Genomic DNA, 20312 nt, shown 5'->3' with positions numbered 1-20312 from the left:
GGACGCTCCCGGCCTCCGTCGGATGTGAGGGCGCGCACATCGGCTGCCTTCATCCACAGTAGCCCCAACGGGGTCGCGGCGACGTTGCGTGCGTCACACTGCGGCGCTGGGCGGCCCCAACCGTGCGGCGGACGGTAGGCGTCCGACGGCGAGCGGCGGGTGCGCGCCGTCGTCCTCGAGAGCCTCCCTGCGGCACCGTCTGTCTAGGTGCGCTCAGGTTCATGTGGCTAGGCTGAACCCCAAGACCGAAGGAGTGACTCATGTCTGAACCCAGCAAGAGCCCGTCCGAGGGGCGCCGCAACGAGGCCATCCTGGGCCCGTTCACGTTCCGCGATCTGACCCTTTTCGGGGGTGTGCTCGTCACGTTCGTGGGCTCACTCCTGCCCTTATGGGCCTTGGGGTACGGCACCATGTGGAACTCCACGAGCCTCTTCTTCATCGGGGTTGGATTCCTCGTCCCGGCTGCTGCGGCGGCCCTCTTCGCGTGGCGAAGGCTGGAACCCACAAGGAGCCTCCGCGTCGGGTCTCTGTCCGTGGACCAGTTCGCCTCGGTTGCCGCTGTCCTCTGCGCTTCCTTCTACTTCGTCTTCGCGGTCACGACGCTCTCGCCCGGCGGCCTCGTGGGTCTGCTGGGCGGCCTTGCGATGCTGGCAGCGACAACGCTGGCCCGCGTCATCCCGCAGTTCGCGGGCGACTTCGACGGCCGAGCGGAGGTTCCCGCCCATATCGTTGCGCGTGACGCCGTTGCGCCGGTTCGGCGGCCGAAGCCCGTCGAGGCCTCGATCGGGAATGGCGGTGAGAATGCCGGCGCAGCTGGCGGTGCAAAGACCGGTGAAAAGGCCGGTGCAAAGACCGGTGAAAAGGCTGGGCCGTTGGCCGGGGCGATGGCTGGCTTCGCGGATATGAAGGCGCGCCTCGCCGGAGGCAAGGCCAGCGCATCCCGTCCGGGGTCCGAGGGCTCGGAGGAGGCCGGTTTCGGAGGCAGGACGGCTGTTGCACCTGTGGTTGGTGCCGGCGCGGTGGGAGCGGGGGCTCTCAGCGCGGGCGCGTGGGCCGGCCACGCCGACGACGCCGCTTGGGACGGGCCTGAAGAGCCGTCAGGGACGTCGACGGAGGGCACCGCCATGGCCTCCGAGGCGGTTGGGTCCGCGGGGCTCCTCGATGCGGGCCAGCCGAGAGAGATGGGTGCAGCCGACCTCCTTGCGCCGGCCGCTGACGAACCATTCGGGGCTGAGGACGAACAGCACGCGCGGCAAGGTTTTGGCGGCGCGGCGGACGCAGCCGGGACGGGGTCGCGCGGCACCCTCGGGGCGGTGAGCGCCGGAGACGCCGCGGCCCTCGAGGCGACCGAAGCGCACCTTGCCGCCCGGGAGGACGGCGGCACGACGTCGTCGGACGCCTCCGCGTCGCTCCACCCCATGCGGCCCGCAGACGACAATCAAGGTCGTGCTGGTGTCGAGGGCAGCACCGCAGCCATGAGCACGATCGGGGACGCCGACGGTGAGGTCTACGGTGCGCCCGAGCCTCTTGCCGACAACGCGGCCGGGCCCAGGGGCGGGTCCGAGGCCGGGTCCGAGGCCGAGAACACCGCGGGCCCCGCCACGGCCGTCTTCCCTGCGTCTTCGGGCAGGGACGCTCAGCCCCAGGCTCCCACAGACCACGGGGACATCGGCGCGACGAGGCCGTACGAGGAGCCGGGGCAGTCTGAGGCCTTCTGGTTCGCGGTCAGCCAGGCGCGCTCCGCCGTGGACCCGTCGACCGGGCGCCCCGTTTTCAGCCTTCACCCCGGTCAGTGGATTCTGGCCCTTCAGGACCGCGGGCACGAGTTCGTGGTCCAGAGCCCGGACGGCCGGATCGGGATCCTGCGCGAACTGTCGGGAATCGAACGCGGGTGAGTGGGACGGGGGCCAGCGGGCCTCGGCTGAGGAGGATGAGTCCCGATGAGTCGCCCCTCGCCCTCAAACGGCGTGCCCGCAAGATCAACAGGGTCCTCGCCGAGGCGTATCCCTATGCCCACGCTGAGCTGGACTTCCGGAGCCCGTTCGAGCTCCTCGTCGCCACTGTCCTGAGCGCTCAGACAACCGACGTCCGCGTGAACCAGGTGACCCCGGTGCTCTTTGCCCGCTACCCCGACGCGCGGGCGCTCTCGGAGGCCGAGCTCGCCGACATCGAGGAGATCATCCGCCCCACTGGGTTCTTCCGGGCCAAGGCCAGGAGTCTCCACACGCTGGCCGGGAAGGTCGTCGACGAGTTCGACGGCGTGGTCCCCGGCACGCTCGCCGAGCTCGTCACGCTCCCGGGAGTCGGGCGGAAGACAGCCAACGTGGTGCTGGGCAATGCCTTCGGGGTTCCGGGCATCACGGTGGATACGCACTTCGGACGCCTCGCGAAGCGGTTTGGGTGGACCGCCTCGGACGATCCTGTCGTGGTCGAACGGGACGTCATGGAGCTCTTCGAACCCCGCGACTGGACTATGCTCTCGCACCGTGTCGTGTTCCACGGCCGCCGTGTCTGCCTTGCACGCAAGCCTGCCTGCGGGGCGTGCGCGGTCGCAGCCCTGTGTCCGTCATACGGCGAAGGCGAGACCGATCCGGAGAAGGCCCGCAGGCTCCTGCGCTTCGAGCTTGCGCCGGGCAAGGAAGCGCTGCACGCGGAACTGGTAGCGAACACTGCGCTCGCCGCGGAGATCCGCCAGCGGACGGAGACTTTCGCCAGCGGCCCCGCGACGGGGTCCGCGGTGCGCGACGCGTCTACGTCGGGGGCCGAGGGGACCTTGGCCGTGGTCAGTGAACCCCTCGCGGCGGGCGCCGAGTCGTGAGCGCACGGTCCGAGCTCGAAGAACTCGTGCGGGCAATCAGGGCGGGGGAGACCGACCCCTTCGACAGACGATGGCACCCGGCTGTACTGCCACCCGGGTTCCGCGAGGCCGCCGTGCTCGTGCTGTTCGGAAAGCTCGACGATATTCCGGCGGTGTCCCGCCGTCCACTCGCGCCGGCGGAGCTCGACGTACTCCTGCTCGAACGCGCCGCAACCCTGGGGTCCCATCCGGGTCAGGTGGCTTTTCCGGGGGGCAGGAAGGACCCCGAGGACGCAACGCTCGTTGACTGCGCCCTCCGGGAGGCTCAGGAGGAGACCGGCCTCGATCCTTCAGGAGTCGACGTCCTCGGGGAGCTTCCGCCGCTTGGCATGGCGGTGAGCTCCTTCCTGGTCTCTCCAGTCATCGGCTGGTGGGCGTCTCCGACCCCTGTGGACGTGGTCGACTACGGTGAGTCCGCACAGGTCTTCCGCACACCCGTCCGCGACCTCCTCGACCCCGACAACCGGGTCACGGTCGTGTTCCACCGTGGCGCCCGGTTCGCGAGCCCGGGCTTCCTCGTCAGCGACGTGCTCGTCTGGGGATTCACTGCCATGGTCCTCGATTCGTTGTTCAACGCGCTCGGATGGACAGTCCCATGGAATCGGGACCGGGAGTACCGGATCGAACTCTGAGGGGGCGGCGCCCGGCCGCGGTGGCCGTCTGTGGGCGGCGGCGCGTCTGTGGGCGGCCCCATCTAATGCTGCGACTGCGTCTAACGCAGCGAATGCGCCGCGGACCTGAAGGCCTCCGCTGTTTCGGCACGCTGGTGCCACCAGTTCTCCCCGAGATCTGCGGCATTGAGGATGTTCAGTCCAGAGTCGACGAGCTTTCCGCCAGGTCCGGGGAGGGAGACCGCGAACTCTGTGCCGAACGGACCCGTGATCTTCTTCCCTGCGATGTCGGCATCTACCCCGGGCACGAGGTGGAGTGCCTTCGGCACGTCGACACGTACGCCCTCACCGCTAGGGAGCCCTAGGTCCAGAGCCCATCGGGCGGGCAACTCCGCGGAGCCGCGTTCCCCGGCCACCGAGTCCTCTCGAGGCGGTCCTGCGGCGCTGGATGCGGCGGCGAAGCCTGATCGGGATCCTGCACCGTCCACGTGGGATTGGCGGCTGGCAGCGTCCAGGTTGGGCTCAGAGCCCAGCTCAGGTGCGAGCGACTCGTTGTCGATGCTGTCCTTGACGCTGTTCGACACTGAGGCCACGACCGCATCGTGTTGTTTCGTGAGCGCCTGCCCGACGCGCCCTGCGACGCCGGTAGTCCGCGCTTCCTCGACCGCCCGGGCAACAGCCTCCCGCCCGGCGCCGACCGTGGACTGGGCACCGCGGCCCGCCATGGATGCGAGCGGGGTCCGGTCTGCGGGCTGACCTGAGGCGATCCCCGGCATGCGAGTGTCCGACTGCGCGCGCGGCGGGGCGCCACCACTTGCCTCCCCATGTACTGCGGTCCGGGCGAGGGCTTCGCGAACGCCCGGTAAGTCGCGGCGCCAGCCGAGGACGAGTGCGCGCCGAGCGGTTGACTCGCCGAGGCGCTTGCCCAGCGCGGTCGCGGGCTTCTCGAGGACTTTGGCCAAGGCGGCGGAGGGCCCCTCGGTGGCGAGTCTGACGACCCAGTTGTCGGTGAGCCGCTCCAGCGCCCCCGGCACTCTGTTGAGAGGCAGCCGACGGATGGGCGGCGGGAGCCTGCCGGCGGTCCAGCGGACGATGCGGGCAGCCAGAGACGTGAGGGCCTCTTTGAGCCGGCCGATGTTGCGTGCGATGATCCGGGCGAGCGAGGCGAGCCGCTCGAACATCGCGGTCACCCGCGCAACTGCCAGGGCCACTCGGCCAGCCGATGCCGCGCTACCGGCCACCGCGCTCGCCCCCGCTGTGAGGACGGCCGTCAGTGCGCTGATCGCCACCGTTGCCCCGAGCTCGATCGCGAGGTCGCGGATCTCGTTGCGGACGTCCTGATGGGCCGCGTCAATATGGGATGCAAGGTCGCCGCACGCAGCCGAGAGTTCGGTCGCGCCGCCACTGAGACCGGAGAGGGCCGCATCGAGCTCCCGTTCGCGATCGCGTGCGGCGCTGACCGCGGGCGACGACATCCCCTCGAGGCAGCCCGCGGCACACGCGAGGGACGTCCTCCTCGCCGAATCGAGCGTGGTGGCCATTGCTGCCCACTGCGAAGACGCCGTGCGCAGCTGATCGGCGTCGCCGTTCGGCCACACCGTGCCGATGGCCTCCACGACGGCCTGCGTCACTGGATCGGGGGAAGCGAAGGCGGTTCCTCCCCGCGCCTCGGGCAACGTCTGCGCTGCGGTCTCGCTGTGCGCGAGTGCCGGGACCAGTGCCTGTGGCGTACCGCCACCGAACCATGCCTCCGTTGCCTCGTAGGCCGCCCCGGACTCGTTCAGGGCACGGACGTGGGAGCCCATGCGGTTGGCCAGGGCGGCCGAGACCCCGAGGAACCATGCTGCGGCGGGGTCATAGGCATCAGACCAGTCCGCTCCGGCCGGATCGTTGCCGGCCATCCCGCCGCACTGCGCGAGCCCGCCAGCGATAGACTCGGCGGCCGACAGCACCTCGCCCTGTACCTGCGCAACGTGTGACGCACATTCCACGAGCCGATGAGCGTCCACCACGATGGCTGTCATGTCCTGCCTTCCCCCGAAGTCCGTTTACCCCACCAAGGTAGGTTCCGAGCGAAAGGCGGCGCGACGCCGTCGTGCGCTATGTGGATAACCCCGGTGGAAGGACTCCAGTGGTGCAAGGAAGGACTTAGCGGGTGGCCTTGTGTCGGGAAGAAGGCGCGGACTACTTGGCCTGGTCGTAGGACTCGACCACCGCCACGCTGAGCGGGAACTCGACGGGGGCACCCGGGAACAGGAGCCTTCCCGCGGCGCGAGCGGCGTCCCGCACCGCGGTGGCACAGGCCTCGGCAGCGGCCTCCTCAGCATGGACCACCACTTCGTCGTGGAGGAAGTACACGAGCTCGGCCGTCAGACCCTCGGCCCTCAGCCTGCGTAGCCGTCCGCGGAGATCCGCCATCCAGCACTCCGCCCACTCCGCGGCTGTTCCCTGCACCACGAAGTTCCGCGTGAACCGGCCCCGGTCGCGGGCGATCGCGTCGGCCCGACGCTGCTCCTCGGCCGTCGTAGTCCGCTGGGAGGCGCTCCAGCGCTCTGAAGGTGGGGGTGTGCTGCGCCCGAGGTGGGTCGTGACGGTGCGGCCGCGTTCGCCGTCGCGCGCGGCCTGTTCCACGAGCGCCACGGCCCTTGGGTACAGCCGCGTGAGCTGAGGCATGAGCCGACCCGACTCGCCGGTCGTCGCGCCGTAGATCGCTCCGAGCAGTGCGACCTTGGCCTGCGCGCGGTCGCCGCCGAAGCCTGCGGCCGCGATGCCGGCGTAGAGGTCCCGGTCCCGGGAGGCGGCCGCCATGGCCTCATCGCCCGCGAGCGCGGCGAGGACCCGCGGCTCGAGCTGTGAGGCATCGGCCACGACGAGGCGGTGCCCTGGCAGGGCCCGCGCGGCGGAGCGGACATCTGCAGGGATCTGCATCGCACCGCCGCCCCGCGACGCCCACCGCCCGGTGACAACGCCGCCCACCACGTATTCGGGCCGGAACCGGCCGTCCGCGACCCACGCGTCGAGCCACGCCCAGCCGTTGGCCGAGAGGAGTCGAGCCATCTTCTTGTACTCGAGCAACGGCGCGATCGCCGGATGCGTGTACTGACGCAGCTCCCACGCCCTCGTGCTCCGGGCCTCGATTCCTGCACGGTGGAGCGCGCGCATGAGCTCTTGCGGGGAATCCGGGTTGAGCATCGGGGCCCCCAGGAGGGTCCTCAGCTCGCCCGCCTTGGCCTCGAGGAGCGAAGGGCGGGCGAATCCAGTGGGGCGTGGGCCAAGTCGGTCCGTCAGGAGGGCATTGTGGGCGGCGGCATCCCAGGGCACTCCGGCGTGCTGGATCTCGGCGGCGATGAGGGAGCCTGCCGACTCGGCCGCGAGGAGGAGCGTGAGGCGCTTCGCCTGGGGTGAACGGGCGACGGCGCCGAGCTGGTCCCGCAGCTCGGACGCGAGGACGTCTGGGCCGGGACCGGCCGGGGCGTCGTGCTCGAAGAGGGTGCCCTGATGGGGCGGTGGAGGGACGCGAGCGAGGACGTGATCGGCGTCGACGGCACCCGCCGCCGGAACGCCCGGCGTGTATCCGCTGTCCTGGGTGTAGGCCGAATGGGCGAGGATCGCAGCGCTGAGCGAAAGGTCGTGGCAACGGTCAACCTCAACTCCAGCCGCGAGGAGCGCCGGGTACCAGTCGGTGGTGCGCTGCCACACCCACCGTGGCCGATCTCGCTCCTCGATTCCGCGGATGGCGACGGCGAGATCCGTGGGATCGAGGGCCTCGGCGTCCGATGTCGGATAGCCGGCGCGGCCCAGACGCTGGAGGAACACGCCGCCGTCGGGGGCCGGGGCGACGAGCTCATACACGACCTCTATTCTCGCCTGCCTGCGGACTGCAGTTGTCCTCCACAGATGCCGCCTCGGCGTGTTGTCCACATACGGCAGGCGGGTGGTTCCGGGGCTGCGGCCGCCTCTGAAGGCTGTGAGGCATGACAAGAAACGGGCTGAGCAGCGCGGCGGAAGAGCGGGGATGGCTTCCCGAGGCAGGGTCGGTGGTCTGCTGCGTGAGTGCTGACGATGCGCTCCGCGAGGAGTGCGCGCGGGTGGCTGCGGTAGCGGGCGTCGAGTTCGAGGGAGTGCGCTCCGCCGACGACGCGCCCGGCCTCTGGTATCGCGCGGACCTCGTGCTGCTCGGCCCCGACGTCGCCGAGCTGCCCCCACAGCGCCGCAGTTCGAGCGTCCTAGTGGGCAGGCCAGCCCAGCGGCGGGAGCTGTGGCAGCGTGCCGCCAGTCTGGGGATTGACCACGTCGCCGAGCTGCCGGAAGCCGCCGACTGGCTGGTCGAGTTCCTCAGCCGACGCAGCGGCGAGGGTCCCGCGGGGAGCGTGCTCGGGGTCCTCGGAGGATGCGGGGGCGCAGGCGCGAGCACGACGGCGTCGCTCGTCTCGGGAGCAGTGGCGCTCGCAGGGACGGAAACGCTACTCGTCGACGGCGATCGCCTGGCTGGTGGGCTTGAGGCCGCTGTCGCCGCGGATCCCGGAGAAGGGCTGCGCTGGCCCGATCTGGCCTCAGCGAGCGGCGCGATCAATCCCCGTCAGCTCGCGGACTCGCTGCCCCGGGTCGGCGATGTGGGGCTCCTGTCGTGGCCCGCGGCACCGGGGCGAGCGGTACAGGTCCCGCCGTCGGCGATCGCCGAAGTGCTCGAGGCGGCACGCACGGCGTTCGACCTCGTAGTGGTCGACATCGGGCGCGGCCGTGAGGGGCTCGAGGACTTCGCGTGGACGAGCGATCGGCTCCTCGTCGTCGTTCCGGGGACGCTCAGCGGGGCGTTGTCTGCCGCCCAGCTGCTCCACGAGCTGCCGCCGGTTGCGGTCGGCGCCGTGGTGAGGGGCCGGACGGCGGAAGGGGTCGACGCCGAGCAGCTGGCCGAACTCGTAGGCTGCCCGCTGGTCGGGCAGATTCCCCATCTCCGCCGCGCCGCACCGGCGGCGGACGCCGGACGCCTCATGGAGCTGGCACGTCTCAGACCCGTCAGGAGCCTCGCACGCGCGGTTCTGGACGGGCTGCCTGACGGCAGGCCGGCGGGTCAAGTGGACGACGACGCGGCGCTCGCCTTGGGTGCACGGCTCGTCCAACGCGGGCGGAGGGCGGCCCGATGAGGGGCATTCACCGCCTCGACCCTGACGTCCTCGACCCTGCGCTCCTCGACTCGGTCCGGCGATCGGTGCTGGCCCAGCCCGGCCCCGTGACTCCGGCGCGGATTGCGACCGCAGTCCAGGACAGCGGAAGGCTCCTCGGGACCTCCGGAGCGCTCGCGGCCGTCGAGTTCATCACCGCCGAGCTCCGAGGACTCGGACCTCTGCAGAATCTCGCGAACGATCCCGCGGTGACGGACCTCTTCGTCAACGGCCCCGACGACGTCTGGTTCGACCGCGGCGAGGGGCTTGAACGCAGCTCAGTGACATTCCCCTCGGAGGAAGCGGTCAGGACGCTCGCGGTCCGTCTCGTGTCAGCGGGCGGCCGCCGGCTCGACGACTCGTATCCGTGTGTGGACGTGCGCATCCCCGGTGGGTACCGCGTCCATGCGGTCCTTCCTCCGGTCTCGACCGGCGGAACCCTCCTCTCCGTGCGGATCGCCAGGGAGACGTCGATGACGTTGGACGAACTCGAACGTGTGGGGGCCGTCCTGCCCGACCAGAGACAAGTCCTCGAGGCGCTCGTGGCACACCGTAGGAGCTTCCTCGTGAGCGGAGCGACGGGCTCAGGCAAGACGACGCTCCTGAGCACCCTGCTGGGCCTGATCCCGGCCAAGGAGCGGATCGTGCTGGTCGAGGATGCGGCCGAGCTGGCGCCCGACCATGCGCACACGGTGTGCCTCGAGGCCCGGCACGGCAATGTCGAGGGGGCGGGGGGAGTGGACCTTGCCCAGCTCGTGCGGGAGGCGCTGAGAATGCGTCCCGACTGGCTGGTCGTCGGCGAGTGCCGAGGCCCCGAAGTCAGGGAGCTCCTCTCGGCCCTCAACACAGGCCACAGCGGTGCGGGCACTGTCCATGCCAATACCGCCGGCTCGGTTGTCGCGCGCCTCGCCGCCCTCGGGGCCCTCGCTGGCCTCAGCGCCGAGGCGACCGCGCTCCAGGCAGCGAGCGCGCTGGACGCCGTGGTGCACCTTGAACGGTCGGGCGCGGGACGGCGAGTGGCGAGCATCGCCGTCGTGTCCTATGGCCCTCGGGGCCTTGCGGTCGAGGACGCCCTGCTCCGGGGCGACTCGCCGGCGGGGAGCTCGGAGCGTGGCCCCGGCTGGGACCGGCTCGCCTCGCTTCTCGGCTTCGCGCGGAACCTGGGGGCAGTCGCATGAGCACGCTGCTTGGGGCGGTGGCGGTATCCGGAGCACTGTTCGTGGGATGGTGCCTCGCGGTCCAGCGCGGCGGACTGTTGGTGCGCGTCCCAGGGATCGTCGGACGAGGGCGGACCGGGGCTGGAGCCGGAGGCGCCAGCCGCGGATTCCATGGCCGGTTGACTGGCCACAGGCGCAGGGTCAAGCCCGCGGAGCCAGCGCTGGAGCTTCAACGTGCGGCCCTTCTCGTGGGGCAGCTGGCCGCACTCCTCCGCGCAGGCCGCACGCCGGAGCAGATGTGGCGGCAGGCCTCCCAGACGCGTCCTCGGAACTCGGCGCCCCTTCGGCCCAGTTCGCCTCGGGGAGCGAGTCCACGTTCAGGCACCCATTCCCGCGGCGATGTGGTCATTGGATCGGGGACTGCGGAACGCCCGGAGGACGCTGCGGAACAGTCTGCGGCGCAAGGGGTGGGAGCCGACGCGTCCTCACACGTCCTGGCGGCCGCCGCTCATGCTGCGGCGCTCGGACGCCCCGTCGCGGCCGCGCTGCGCGAGGCCTGCGCGCGGGCCGCAAGCCCGGGAGGGAAAAGGGAGGGCCCGTCATCGGCCGAGACCGGGGTCTGGCTGAGCGTCGCGGCATGCATCGAGACCGCTGAGGCTTCCGGAAGTCCTCTGGCGGGGGTCCTCGACAGGCTCGCAGCCCAGCTCGAGGCAGACGCCGACGCGGCCGCGGCACGGGCTGTTGCCCTTGCCGGCCCACGGGCTACCTCACAGGTCCTCGGCGTGCTTCCTCTCGCGGGTCTCGGTCTTGGAATCCTCATGGGAGCCGATCCCGTCGGGATGCTGCTCTCCACGCCGCTGGGATCGCTCTGCCTAGGGCTCGGCTTCGCACTCACCCTCGCGGGTCGCTGGTGGTCGGCTCGGCTCCTGCGCTCCGCCTCGGAGTCACGATGAGCGGAATCATCGTGGGCGCGCTCGTGACGATCGTGGCCGGGTTGGCCCTGGGATGGTCAGACGGTGCCCAGAGGGTCCGCCGGGTGCTCGAGGACGGTGGCCCTCGGTACCGTTCCGGCGACGTGCCGAGGCAGCAAGGAGGCTCCCCGGATCGCACAGATCGTCCCGACCGCGCACCAAGCCTCGTGAACAGAAGAAGCCCCACCGCGGACGACGTTCCCCTCCTGCTCGAGCTTCTCGGAGTCATGCTCCAGGCCGGTCTCGGCCTCCCACGGGCGCTCGAGGTCGCGGCCCGCGTGGCCGACGGGCCGGCGGATGCCCTCACGCGAGCGGCCGCGGCGCTCCAGCTCGGCACCGACTGGGCTCATGCATGGCCTGACGCGCCGCCGTCCTCCGACGTATGGCAGCTCCGCGAGGCCCTGGATTTCGCGGCGGCAACCGGTGCGCCGTCGGCCGAACTGCTCTATGCCCGCGCGCGGCAGCTGCGCCGCAGCAGGCATCGCGACCTCGAGAGGCGTGCTGCGGCTCTCGGCGTGAGGCTCGTCATACCCCTCGGCGTCTGCTCCCTCCCAGCGTTCCTGTGCCTTGGGGTGGTTCCAGTCCTCCTGGCCATGATTCCGGGCGGATGATCTCCCGCCCCCGATGACTCCTGCCCTCACGGCAGGCGGCGCACAGGCGCCACCGGTTCCGGCCATCCGGCACGGGACTCCACGGGCCCGGGCACTTCTCGCTGTGGAAGTGGTCCGTCCCCACTCGAAAGGAGAATCACATGTCCGCCATGGTTCAGCCAGCGGCCCGCACGGGTCGAACTGCTCCCAGCCCCGATCCCGCGTACCTCGAACTCGCACCCACGCCGGGGCCGGGTCCGCATGCAGTCCCTTCGACCGGAGGGCCGTGCCAGGTCATTGAACTCTTTCCCGACGCCCGGCGTGAAGGCGACGATGGCAGGCCCGGCACACGCGCTTCGACGGCGCGCGGATCGGCTGTCGACGGGCCGAACATTGGCCGGCCCACCACCGATGGCGACCGCGACGGCGACCCCGACAGCGAAGCTGTGGCGCGCACTGACACTCGCTGGCTGCCGGTGCAGACGGCCCCGCGGCGCGGTCCGCTCCTGTCCCTTCGCACGGTGCACCGTCGTGCGGCCGTTCGACTGCAGCTCCTGAGGCTCTGGTTCGAGGGCCGGGCGGCAGGCCAGCACGGGATGGCGACCGCCGAGTATGCGATCGCGACCCTCGGTGCGGTCGCGTTCGCGGGGCTCCTCGTGGTGATCATGCGCAGCGATGAGGTACGAGGCTTCCTCCTCGGAATCATCCGCGCAGCGCTCGCGCTTCCGTGAGGCCGCGCCGTGGGGGCGCCGAGGAGCGGCCGAGCTCGGCGTCCCTGCGGGGCTCCGTCACTGCGGAGTTCGCCGTGGCGCTGCCCGCCGTGATCGTGCTGCTGGGCTTCCTCCTCAGCGCCGGAACCGCGGCCGTGTGCCAGATCCGGACCGAGGAGGCGGCGCGCGCCGCGGCGCGGACCATTGCCCGAGGGGAGGGTCCGGCGGCCGTTGCGGAGGAAGTGGCGCGGGTCGCGGGACCCGATGCGCGGCACACGGTCGAAGCGTCTGCAGGAGTGGTCACAGTGCGCGTGAGCGCCCCCGTTCCGGGGCCTATTGCTGCAGCTGCAGGACTCCAGGCCCATGCCGCGGCCAGCCTGAGCAGCGAGGGCGTCCCATGACCTCCCGAAGAGCCGAGGACGGTCACCAAGGGCGGGATCGCCAGTCTTCCGATTCCCAACCAGGCGGCCCGGCCCGCCGGGGCGAGTGCGGTTCCGGGACGCTTCTCGCTCTCGGACTGGGCCTGCTGCTCATCCTGGCCTGCGCTGCCGTCGCGCTGATGGGCCAAGCCCTCGCTGCCTCGGCCCGTGCGGCGTCGGCCGCCGACCTCGCGGCCCTAGCCGCCGCGGACGCCGAACGCGGCCTCCGCAGCGGCGCAACCTGCGATCTGGCGCGGACGGTGGCCGAACTCAACGGCGCCGCGCTCGTCTCGTGCACCATCGAGGGCCCCGGCAGCACGGTGCGGGTCGTCGTCGAGATCGACACCGGCGCACCGTGGGGCCCTGCCCCAGGCAGAGCCAGGGCAGGGCCGCCAGCCGAGGACGTAGGAGGGTGATGCCCCTACCCCGGGGTTCAGTCCCCGGAGATTCACGCAGTGGGGTTCAGTTCCCGAGGGTGAGGCCCGGGGGTCAGTCCCCGGGCCTTCAGTCCCTGGGGGTGTGCGCCGAGTCTGTTTCAGTGGCAAGCCGGGCCTGCCGGAGGACCGTTGAGAGGAGTGCAACAGCGCCGGCCTTGTCGAGCGGGTTGTTCTTGTTGCCGCACTTGGGGCTCTGTACGCAGGAGGGGCACCCGGCCTCGCATTCGCAGGCCTCAATGGCCTCCTGCGTCGCTCGGAGCCAGACCTGGATCCGGTCGTACCCCCGCTCCGCGAAGCCGACGCCGCCCGGATGCCCGTCGTACACGAAGATCGTGGGCTGCGCGGTGTCTGAGTGCAGCGCTGTCGACACGCCGCCGATATCCCAACGGTCGCTCGACGCCACGAGCGGAAGGAGCCCGATTGATGCGTGTTCGGCCGCGTGCAGGGCTCCGGGGAACTGCGCAGCGAGGAGGCCCCCCGCAGCCAGGGTGGGCTCGGGGATCGTGAGCCACACGGCCTTCGTGAACAGGTCACGCGCGCCCAAGTCGAGGGGCTCCTCGCCTAGAACCTCGTTGGAGATGAGCGCCTTGCGCTGGAAGGACACGACCTGAGTGGTCACCCGCACTTCGCCGAAGTGGACGCCCACCGGCCCCCACTGCTGCGAGCGGATCTCGGTGAGCACCTCGACGGTCGTGATGTCCCGCGCGCTCGTGTAGTAGTCGGGGTTCACTCGGCGCACCACGACGCAGTGCTCGGCCTCGTTGAGGTCCTCGACCAGGTAGCTCGCGCCCTGGTGGACGTAGATCGCGCCCTGATGGGCCTGATAATGCGTCTGGGGGGAGTCCATCGAGCCCAGCAGCTGGCCGGTTTCCGACTCGATGATGTTCACCGGCCCCCCGCCATCAGCCCGCAGGTTCACCATGCCGGCAGCGCTCTGGGGATGGGTCCAGAACCAGCCGGACGGCCGCTTCCTCAGGTAGCCCTGAGCCTCGAGCTGGTCGAGGAGGCCCGCGGTCGACGGACCGAACAGCTCGAGGTCCGAGGCCGTCAGGGGCTTCTCGGCCGCGGCGGCACACAGGTGCGGGCCAAGCACGTAGGGATTCGAGGGGTCGAGGACGGTTGCCTCGACCGAGGTGTCGAAGATCGCTTCGGGATGGTTCACGAGGTAGGTGTCGAGAGGGTCGTCGCTCGCGACGAACGCAGCCAGAGCATCTTGGCCGGAGCGGCCGGCCCTGCCGATCTCCTGGAACAGGGACGCCCGTGTTCCGGGCCATCCTGCGATGAGGACGGCATCGAGTCCGGAGATGTCGATGCCCAGTTCGAGCGCGGAGGTGCTCGCGACGCCCAGCAGTTCGCCGGAGCGCAGACGGCGCTCGAGTTCGCGCCGTTCCTCCGGCAGGTACCCCGAGCGGTAGGCGGCGACCCGCAGGGGCAGGCTCGGGTCGACCTCGTCGAGGAGCCGCTGCGTGATCGAGGAGATCGTCTCCGCGCCTCGGCGGGACTTGATGAAGGCGATGGTCCGCACGCGCGCCGAGACGAGGTTGGCGAGGAGACCCGCCGTCTCGGCGATCGCCGTGCGCCTCTGCGGGGCGCCGTTCTCTCCGCGCGCCTCGGTCAGCGCCGGCTCCCAGAACGCCACCTCGGTGGCGCCATGAGGCGAGCCGTCTTCCGTGACCGCCGTGACGCCGTCGCCAATGAGACGCCCCACCGATCCTTCGGGGTCCCCGGATGTCGCCGACGCCGCGATGAACACCGGGGAAGACCCATAGTGGGCGCACACCCGCCGGAGGCGGCGCAGGAGGTTGGCGACGTGCGACCCGAAGACCCCGCGGTACGAGTGGGCTTCGTCGATGACCACGAACCGGAGCCGCCGGAAGAACGAGGACCACCACGCGTGGTTCGGCAGGATACCGAAATGCAGCATGTCGGGATTGGCGAGGATGACGTTGGCGTGGTCTCGGATCCAGCGGCGCGCAGACTGTTCCGTGTCTCCGTCATACGTTTCCGCGCGCAGCGTGGGGAGACCGAGCGCGCGGATCGCGGTCAGCTGATCGGCCGCGAGGGCCTTGGTGGGCGACAGGTACAGGACCACTGCGCCGTCGTCGTGGATCCGTCCCGGTTCCGCGGCGACCCGCAGCTCCGAGCGGTGGACGGCGTCGAGGGCAGGCATTTGGTAGGCGAGCGACTTGCCCGAGGCGGTCCCCGTGGCGAGGACGACGTTGCGCCCACTGTGCGCCAGATCGGCGGCTGCTGCCTGATGCGTATACGGTTCGTGGATTCCCCGGCGGGCGTACGCCTCGATCAGATCGGGATGGACCCAGCGGGGCCAGGGTGCGTTGCGGGCGGCCCGTGCGGGGATGGTGCGCAGGTGCCGCAGCTCCTCGGGGGCCGCGGACCGGCCCAGAAGGGAGACGAGGGAATCATGCGCGGCCACCTCAGCATTCTGCCAGCCGCCGCGTGCCCGCAGCTGCCGGGTGCTGGTGGATCACCTGCAAGCGAACGTGGTCCCTGCCGGGTGTGGACGGGGTGTGCTCAGTCGGAGAGGGAGGCGCCCTTCGATGCGCCGGGATTCGCGAAGATCACAACGGCCGAGACGTCGGACCAGCCGAGGTGGTGGTAGAGGTGCTGGCCATCGACTGACGCGATGAGCAGGCCCTGGTCCAGACGGTGCTCGCTCATCGCGGCCGTCAATGCGCGCATCACGAAGCTTCCGAGGCCGCGTCGTCGGAAGGCCGGCTCGGTGATGATCCGATCGAAGACCGCATAGCCCTGGGTTACCGCAACATGGCCCTGGGCGGCGAGGACGCCGTCGGTGGTCCTGACCGTGACCGTGGCGCTGTGGTCTTCGTACTCCGTGGTGAGCTTGAGCTCGTCGTCGTTCAGCCAGGGGGCCTCGACGTCCTTGCCCTCGAAGTCCATGATCATGAGCTCCTGGTCGGCGCCGAGCTCGATGAGGCCATGCTCCTGCGCAAGGGCACGGTATGCTGCGACGTCATCCGTCAGGATGGTGACGATCCTCGGCTGGGACTCGGTCACGAACGAGGCGAGGTCGGCAAACTCGCGCGCCGTCGGATGGACGGCAAAGGCCTCCCAGTCGCCGGTCTTGTCGGTCAGCTCCACCGCCTTGAATGCGCCCACGTCCCGCACCGGATAACGTCGCGTGGAGGCCCAGCCTTCGACCCAGATGCCCAGAAGTTCGCCCAGCGATGCCTCTCCCATAGCCATGACGATAACCGGTCCCGCCAGTCCCTGATAAGAGGTGTGACACAACTGTCACCCGGCCGTCACCCGGCCGCCCCAGTACCCTTGATGGGTGGCCCTGCACCGTATCGTCCTCTTCTACTGCTTCACCCCATTGCCCGACCCGGAGTCGGTCAGGCTGTGGCAGCGCACCCTGTGCGAGTCGCTTGGCCTCCGGGGCCGCATCATCGTCTCCAAGGACGGGATCAACGCCACTGTCGGGGGCGAGCTGGACGCCGTCAAGCGCTACCTTCGCGTCACGAAGGAGCATCCCGGGTTCCGTGAGCTCGACGTCAAGTGGTCGGAGGGGAGTGCCGAGGACTTCCCGAGGCTCTCGGTCAAGGTGCGCCCGGAGCTGGTCTCCTTCGGTGCTCCGCAGGAGCTCGAGGTCGACGCCGGCGGGGTGGTCGGGGGCGGAGCCCACCTGTCACCCGAACAGGTCCATGAGCTCGTCGGCGCGGGCAAGGCCAGCGACGACCCGCGGCGAGAGGTCGTGTTCTTCGACGGCCGCAACGCCTTCGAGGCCGAGATCGGCCGTTTCAAGGACGCCGTCGTCCCCGACACCTCCACGACCCACGATTTCCTGGCCGAGCTCGACTCGGGCAAGTATGACGACCTCAAGGACAGACCCGTGGTCACCTACTGCACGGGCGGCATCCGCTGCGAGGTGCTCAGCGCGCACATGCGCCGGCGCGGCTTCCAGGAGGTGTACCAGCTGGACGGCGGGATCGTCCGCTATGGAGAGGCCTTCAAGGATGCGGGGCTGTGGGAGGGCTCGCTGTACGTGTTCGACCGGCGCATGCGCCTCGAGTTCAGCGAGGAGGCGGCCACGATCGGACGCTGCACCCGTTGCGACGCGCCCACGAGCGACTTCCACAACTGCTCGAACTCAGCCTGCCGACAGCTCACCCTCTACTGCGCCGAATGCGCGGCATCCCCCCAGACGCTGCGGTGTCCGGAGGGCTGTGCGGTCTGATGCTCGCAGGGCTGATCAGGGCTGATCAGGGGCGTGTGAGCCGGTAGGCGACGTCCGACGCCGCATCCCCCGCCGCGCTGAACTGCACCTCAAGGTGCCCGGAACTGGGAACGGCGACGGCGCGGGACCATGCGCGGTTGCAGGCAAACGTGATGTCCAGGAGCGGGGCCTCGTCGGCGGTGACCCGCACGGACGCGAGGCCGATGCCGCGGCACGCGAAACGCAGCGTTGCCGGGCCCGGATCCGTGTCGATTCCCATGGTGTACGGGGCTTTGTCCGGCCACACTGCGCTCGCGTCGGAGCCCGCCGAGAGGCCGGAGTCGTCGGGGAGCACCGTGTCCGCCCACGCCTGCAGGGCCGTTCCGCCGAGGAGCTGTCCGAACGGAGCCTCCGTCGCTGCTCCACGCTGGGAACGGGTGCGCCCCGCGAGGTCCCGGGCAGCAGCTGAAGCCGAGGCAGAGGCGTCCGCGGCGGCAGAGGCAGAGGCCGATGCCTGCGCGGACGCGTCTCGCCGTCCCAAAGGGGCGAGGCCGTCGTCGTACTGGTAGGCACAGCCGGCGATGCACAGCGCGACGGACATCCCGAGGGCCGCCGCGACGGGCGGTGCTCCTCGGCGCCCCGCAGCATTGCGTCCCTCGGGCGTGTGCGAACCCATGCCTCCATTCTGACCTGCCAGCCCCTGCTGACCAGCCAGGCCCTGGCGATGACACCCGCCTAGACTTCTCAGGTGACCAGCTCAACCACGCCGGCAGAGGCGTCCGCCTCGGATACGCCCGGCCCGGATACGCCCGTCTCCGAATGGCCGGACCTCCTGCGCGCCCTGGCCCAGGACCTCGCAGCGGTCGGGTACACGGTCGACGCCGTCGCCCGGCTCCTCGGACCCGAGGCGCATGCGGCCCTCTCCCGAGACCAGCCCGTGCCAGCCCTTGTGACGACCCGAACGGCAGGCGAGGATCCCGTGCGGGAGCCGCTCGGCGCCGTCGTGCGCTTCTTCCTCCTGGCTCAGCCGCTCCAGGCCGCTGCGCTCGACGCCGTCCTGCCCGGGATCCGTTCGGACGGGCTCGTCGCGCTGGGGCTCGCTGAGGAGACGCACGACGGCGCGGGCCTCGCCGCCTCCGTGGACCTGCGGCCCTACGCGTGGGACGCTGGGGACGGCGAGATCGGGATCTGGGTCGCGTCGGACCTCGCGGCCCATCAGCGCGCGGGTGTGCTGCGGACCGATCATGTGCTCGGCATCGGCCACGCCTCGGCGACGCTCGTCCAGACCACCGCGCGCAGGCCGGTGGAGCGGGCGCTCGACCTCGGCACCGGCTGCGGGATCCAGACCTTCCACCTCCTCGGGCACGCTCGGCACGTGGTCGCGACCGACATCTCGGACCGTGCGCTCGCGTTCACCCGCTTCAACCTGCTGCTGAACGCTGCCGCCCTCGGGATCGATCCGGCCCACCCCGAGGACCGCTTCGAGCTGCGCAAGGGCTCCCTCCTCGATCCCGTGGCGGGGGAGACGTTCGACCTCGTGGTCTCCAACCCACCGTTCGTCATTACACCCCGGACCGAGGGGGAGAGCCCCGACGGCCAGTTCACCTACCGCGACGGGGGGCTGCCCGGGGACGAGCTCGTCGCGCGCCTCGCGGCGGGCATCGGTGGCGTGCTCGCGGAGGGCGGGACGGCCCAGATGCTCGGCAACTGGGAGGTCCGCCGGGGCCACGCCTGGCACGAGCGCGTGCGCTCATGGGTCCCCGAGGGCATCGACGCCTGGGTACTGGAGCGAGAAGAGGTCGGCCCGGGCCAGTACGCGGAGACGTGGCTGGCCGACGCGTCGCAGCAGCGGGATCCCCGCGCCTACCACGACGCCTACGCCGCGTACCTGGCAGACTTCGCAGCCCGGGACACCGCCGCGATCGGCTTCGGTGCCATCTGGCTCCGCCGCCCTGCCGCGGGGCAGGCGCGGCTGGACCGCTTCGAGCAGCTGACCCATCCTCTCGAGCAGCCGATCGGACCGCATTGGCTCGCAGCCGTTGAACGCGCGGACTGGCTTGCGGCGCACCCCGACCTCGGCGCGGAGCGGCTCGTCGTGGCCGAGGACGTGACCGAGGAGCGGCACCAGCGCCCGGGGGCCGAGCACCCTGGCGTCATCCTTCTGCGCCAGGGCGCGGGCTTCCGCCGAACGAACCTCATGAGCACCGAGCTCGCGGGATTCGTCTCTGCGTGCGACGGCGAGCTCACCGCTGGGCAGATCGCCTCGGCGCTCGCGGCGCTGCTCGAGCGGGACGACGACGGGTTCCGGAAGGGCCTCCTCGCGGACGCCGCGAACCTCGTGGCGGACGGCTTCCTGGGCCCTCATGACGGCGCGACACGGAATCGTGAAAAATCAGCTTGACATCGTGCCTGAATGTGGCGTTTATTACACAGCAATATCACCACGAAGAAAAAGCACCATGACTGAGAAGAAGCGCAGCTCCCGCACCGACAACCCGGTCCGGATCACCGACCCCAAGGCCATGAGGGCGCTGGCCCATGCCGCCCGCCTCGAGGCCATCAACGAGCTGTACTCGAGCCAGCAGAGCCGCACCGCCACGGAGCTCGCGGCGTTCACCGGCCTCACCCCGAGCGCGATGAGCTATCACCTGCGGGCGCTCAAGAAGTGGGGCATCGTCGTGGACGCCCCGAGCGACGGCGACGGTCGCGAGCGGCGGTGGATGGCCGCCGGCACCGACCTCAACATCGACACGGCGAGCACGGGCCAGACGCCGGGCCTCGCGATCATCGACATGGAGATCGAGTCGCTCCGGTCCCGCATCGCGAGCCACGCGAAGCACCGCGAGGCCGCGCGCCGGCAGGGCGAGCCGGACGATTCGCCCGTCATGATGGTCTCGGGCAACGTCATCAACCTCACCCTCGAACAGCGTGCGAGGTTCAAGCAGCGCATGCTCGAACTCCTCGACGAGTTCGAGCACGAGGACCTCCCCGGCGGTGACTCGGGGGAAACCGAGCGCATGTACCTGCTGTGGTCGATGCTCCCCGAAGTCCGCGACGCCGCGAAGCCGAAGCCCTCGGTGCGCAGGCCGCAGCGCGTCAAGGCTGTCGACGCCTGATTGGCCCGGCGCCCGACTGGCCCGGCGCTTGACCGGCCCGACGCCCGGCTGACGCCGCCGGTATCCACACAGACCGGGCGGCACTTG

At 70.7% G+C, this 20312-nt stretch carries 18 protein-coding genes; 13 read left to right on the top strand and 5 right to left on the bottom strand.

Translation table 11 applies throughout. The features are described from left to right. Positions 1–260 precede the first annotated feature (260 nt). Genes AB5L97_RS15485 through AB5L97_RS15475 form a run of 3 tightly spaced genes read left to right on the top strand, consistent with a single transcriptional unit; the run spans position 261 to position 3489 of the window. Positions 261–1895, top strand: coding sequence for a hypothetical protein (locus tag AB5L97_RS15485; RefSeq protein WP_369045322.1), 1635 nt, complete (start codon positions 261–263; stop codon positions 1893–1895). A 35-nt stretch (positions 1896–1930) separates the two neighbouring features. Beyond that, on the top strand, positions 1931–2818 hold the full coding sequence (nth, locus tag AB5L97_RS15480; protein ID WP_369045321.1) for an endonuclease III: 888 nt from the start codon (positions 1931–1933) through the stop codon (positions 2816–2818). After that, entirely contained in the window at positions 2815–3489 is a 675-nt protein-coding gene (locus AB5L97_RS15475) for an NUDIX hydrolase (protein WP_369045320.1), read from the top strand. The genes nth and AB5L97_RS15475 overlap by 4 nt, the downstream gene beginning before the upstream one ends. 80 nt (positions 3490–3569) lie before the next feature. Here the strand turns inward: AB5L97_RS15475 and AB5L97_RS15470 are convergent, their stop codons facing one another. Both AB5L97_RS15470 and AB5L97_RS15465 read right to left on the bottom strand, forming a co-directional pair. Then, the gene (locus AB5L97_RS15470; protein ID WP_369045319.1) at positions 3570–5492 is read right to left on the bottom strand and encodes a hypothetical protein; all 1923 of its coding nucleotides are present in this window, start codon (positions 5490–5492) and stop codon (positions 3570–3572) included. A 160-nt stretch (positions 5493–5652) separates the two neighbouring features. Further along, positions 5653–7320 (bottom strand): bifunctional 3'-5' exonuclease/DNA polymerase, encoded by a 1668-nt coding sequence (locus tag AB5L97_RS15465; protein ID WP_369045318.1) that lies wholly within the window; start codon positions 7318–7320, stop codon positions 5653–5655. Between the two features lie 122 nt (positions 7321–7442). Here AB5L97_RS15465 and ssd point away from each other — a divergent pair, with 122 nt between their 5' ends. From ssd to AB5L97_RS15430, 7 genes are all read left to right on the top strand, one after another. Next, positions 7443–8612, top strand: a complete 1170-nt coding sequence (ssd, locus tag AB5L97_RS15460) for a septum site-determining protein Ssd (protein ID WP_307958921.1) — start codon at positions 7443–7445, stop codon at positions 8610–8612. After that, positions 8609–9808 carry a TadA family conjugal transfer-associated ATPase gene (locus tag AB5L97_RS15455; protein WP_307958920.1) on the top strand — a complete coding sequence of 400 codons (1200 nt, stop codon included), beginning with the start codon at positions 8609–8611 and terminating at the stop codon, positions 9806–9808. The genes ssd and AB5L97_RS15455 overlap by 4 nt, the downstream gene beginning before the upstream one ends. Before the next feature lie 446 nt (positions 9809–10254). Beyond that, positions 10255–10740, top strand: a complete 486-nt coding sequence (locus AB5L97_RS19755) for a type II secretion system F family protein (protein WP_307958919.1) — start codon at positions 10255–10257, stop codon at positions 10738–10740. Then, the gene (locus AB5L97_RS15445; protein WP_307958918.1) at positions 10737–11369 is read left to right on the top strand and encodes a type II secretion system F family protein; all 633 of its coding nucleotides are present in this window, start codon (positions 10737–10739) and stop codon (positions 11367–11369) included. Before AB5L97_RS19755 ends, AB5L97_RS15445 begins: the two co-directional genes overlap by 4 nt. Before the next feature lie 371 nt (positions 11370–11740). Next, positions 11741–12079, top strand: coding sequence for a DUF4244 domain-containing protein (locus AB5L97_RS19750; protein WP_374049308.1), 339 nt, complete (start codon positions 11741–11743; stop codon positions 12077–12079). After that, positions 12076–12459, top strand: coding sequence for a TadE family type IV pilus minor pilin (locus AB5L97_RS15435; protein WP_307958916.1), 384 nt, complete (start codon positions 12076–12078; stop codon positions 12457–12459). Before AB5L97_RS19750 ends, AB5L97_RS15435 begins: the two co-directional genes overlap by 4 nt. Then, positions 12456–12893, top strand: a complete 438-nt coding sequence (locus tag AB5L97_RS15430; protein WP_369045316.1) for an Rv3654c family TadE-like protein — start codon at positions 12456–12458, stop codon at positions 12891–12893. The genes AB5L97_RS15435 and AB5L97_RS15430 overlap by 4 nt, the downstream gene beginning before the upstream one ends. 88 nt (positions 12894–12981) lie before the next feature. Here AB5L97_RS15430 and AB5L97_RS15425 read toward each other — a convergent pair whose 3' ends face one another. Both AB5L97_RS15425 and AB5L97_RS15420 read right to left on the bottom strand, forming a co-directional pair. Then, positions 12982–15348, bottom strand: coding sequence for a DEAD/DEAH box helicase (locus tag AB5L97_RS15425; protein WP_369045315.1), 2367 nt, complete (start codon positions 15346–15348; stop codon positions 12982–12984). A gap of 98 nt (positions 15349–15446) precedes the next feature. Further along, complete coding sequence (locus AB5L97_RS15420; RefSeq protein ID WP_307958913.1) at positions 15447–16133, bottom strand: GNAT family N-acetyltransferase; 687 nt, start codon at positions 16131–16133, stop codon at positions 15447–15449. Between the two features lie 94 nt (positions 16134–16227). On the opposite strand from AB5L97_RS15420, the gene AB5L97_RS15415 reads away from it, so the two are divergent. Continuing rightward, a complete protein-coding gene (locus AB5L97_RS15415; protein WP_369045314.1) occupies positions 16228–17130 on the top strand; it encodes a rhodanese-related sulfurtransferase in 903 nt (300 codons plus the stop codon). A gap of 25 nt (positions 17131–17155) precedes the next feature. Here AB5L97_RS15415 and AB5L97_RS15410 read toward each other — a convergent pair whose 3' ends face one another. Beyond that, a complete protein-coding gene (locus AB5L97_RS15410) occupies positions 17156–17785 on the bottom strand; it encodes a hypothetical protein (RefSeq protein WP_369045313.1) in 630 nt (209 codons plus the stop codon). Positions 17786–17857: 72 nt separating this feature from the next. On the opposite strand from AB5L97_RS15410, the gene AB5L97_RS15405 reads away from it, so the two are divergent. Together AB5L97_RS15405 and AB5L97_RS15400 are read left to right on the top strand one after the other, a co-directional pair. Continuing rightward, on the top strand, positions 17858–19510 hold the full coding sequence (locus AB5L97_RS15405) for a DUF7059 domain-containing protein (RefSeq protein WP_369045312.1): 1653 nt from the start codon (positions 17858–17860) through the stop codon (positions 19508–19510). 58 nt (positions 19511–19568) lie between these two features. After that, positions 19569–20225 carry an ArsR/SmtB family transcription factor gene (locus AB5L97_RS15400; RefSeq protein ID WP_307958909.1) on the top strand — a complete coding sequence of 219 codons (657 nt, stop codon included), beginning with the start codon at positions 19569–19571 and terminating at the stop codon, positions 20223–20225. The last annotated feature ends 87 nt before the right edge of the window (positions 20226–20312 follow it).

Origin of the sequence: Sinomonas sp. P10A9 (assembly GCF_041022165.1) — a bacterium.
GTDB lineage: Bacteria > Actinomycetota > Actinomycetes > Actinomycetales > Micrococcaceae > Sinomonas > Sinomonas puerhi.
The sequence above is the reverse complement of the archived record's forward strand: the minus strand, read 5'-3'. Positions and strand labels throughout refer to the sequence as shown.

Coding starts and splice junctions, on each gene's coding strand:
- AB5L97_RS15430 (WP_369045316.1), top strand. CDS start 12,456: ATGACCTCCCGAAGAGCCGAGGACGGTCACCAAGGGCGGGATCGCCAG.
- AB5L97_RS15470 (WP_369045319.1), bottom strand. CDS start 5,492: ATGACAGCCATCGTGGTGGACGCTCATCGGCTCGTGGAATGTGCGTCA.
- nth (WP_369045321.1), top strand. CDS start 1,931: ATGAGTCCCGATGAGTCGCCCCTCGCCCTCAAACGGCGTGCCCGCAAG.
- AB5L97_RS15410 (WP_369045313.1), bottom strand. CDS start 17,785: ATGGGTTCGCACACGCCCGAGGGACGCAATGCTGCGGGGCGCCGAGGA.
- ssd (WP_307958921.1), top strand. CDS start 7,443: ATGACAAGAAACGGGCTGAGCAGCGCGGCGGAAGAGCGGGGATGGCTT.
- AB5L97_RS15400 (WP_307958909.1), top strand. CDS start 19,569: ATGACTGAGAAGAAGCGCAGCTCCCGCACCGACAACCCGGTCCGGATC.
- AB5L97_RS15455 (WP_307958920.1), top strand. CDS start 8,609: ATGAGGGGCATTCACCGCCTCGACCCTGACGTCCTCGACCCTGCGCTC.
- AB5L97_RS15445 (WP_307958918.1), top strand. CDS start 10,737: ATGAGCGGAATCATCGTGGGCGCGCTCGTGACGATCGTGGCCGGGTTG.
- AB5L97_RS15420 (WP_307958913.1), bottom strand. CDS start 16,133: ATGGGAGAGGCATCGCTGGGCGAACTTCTGGGCATCTGGGTCGAAGGC.
- AB5L97_RS15485 (WP_369045322.1), top strand. CDS start 261: ATGTCTGAACCCAGCAAGAGCCCGTCCGAGGGGCGCCGCAACGAGGCC.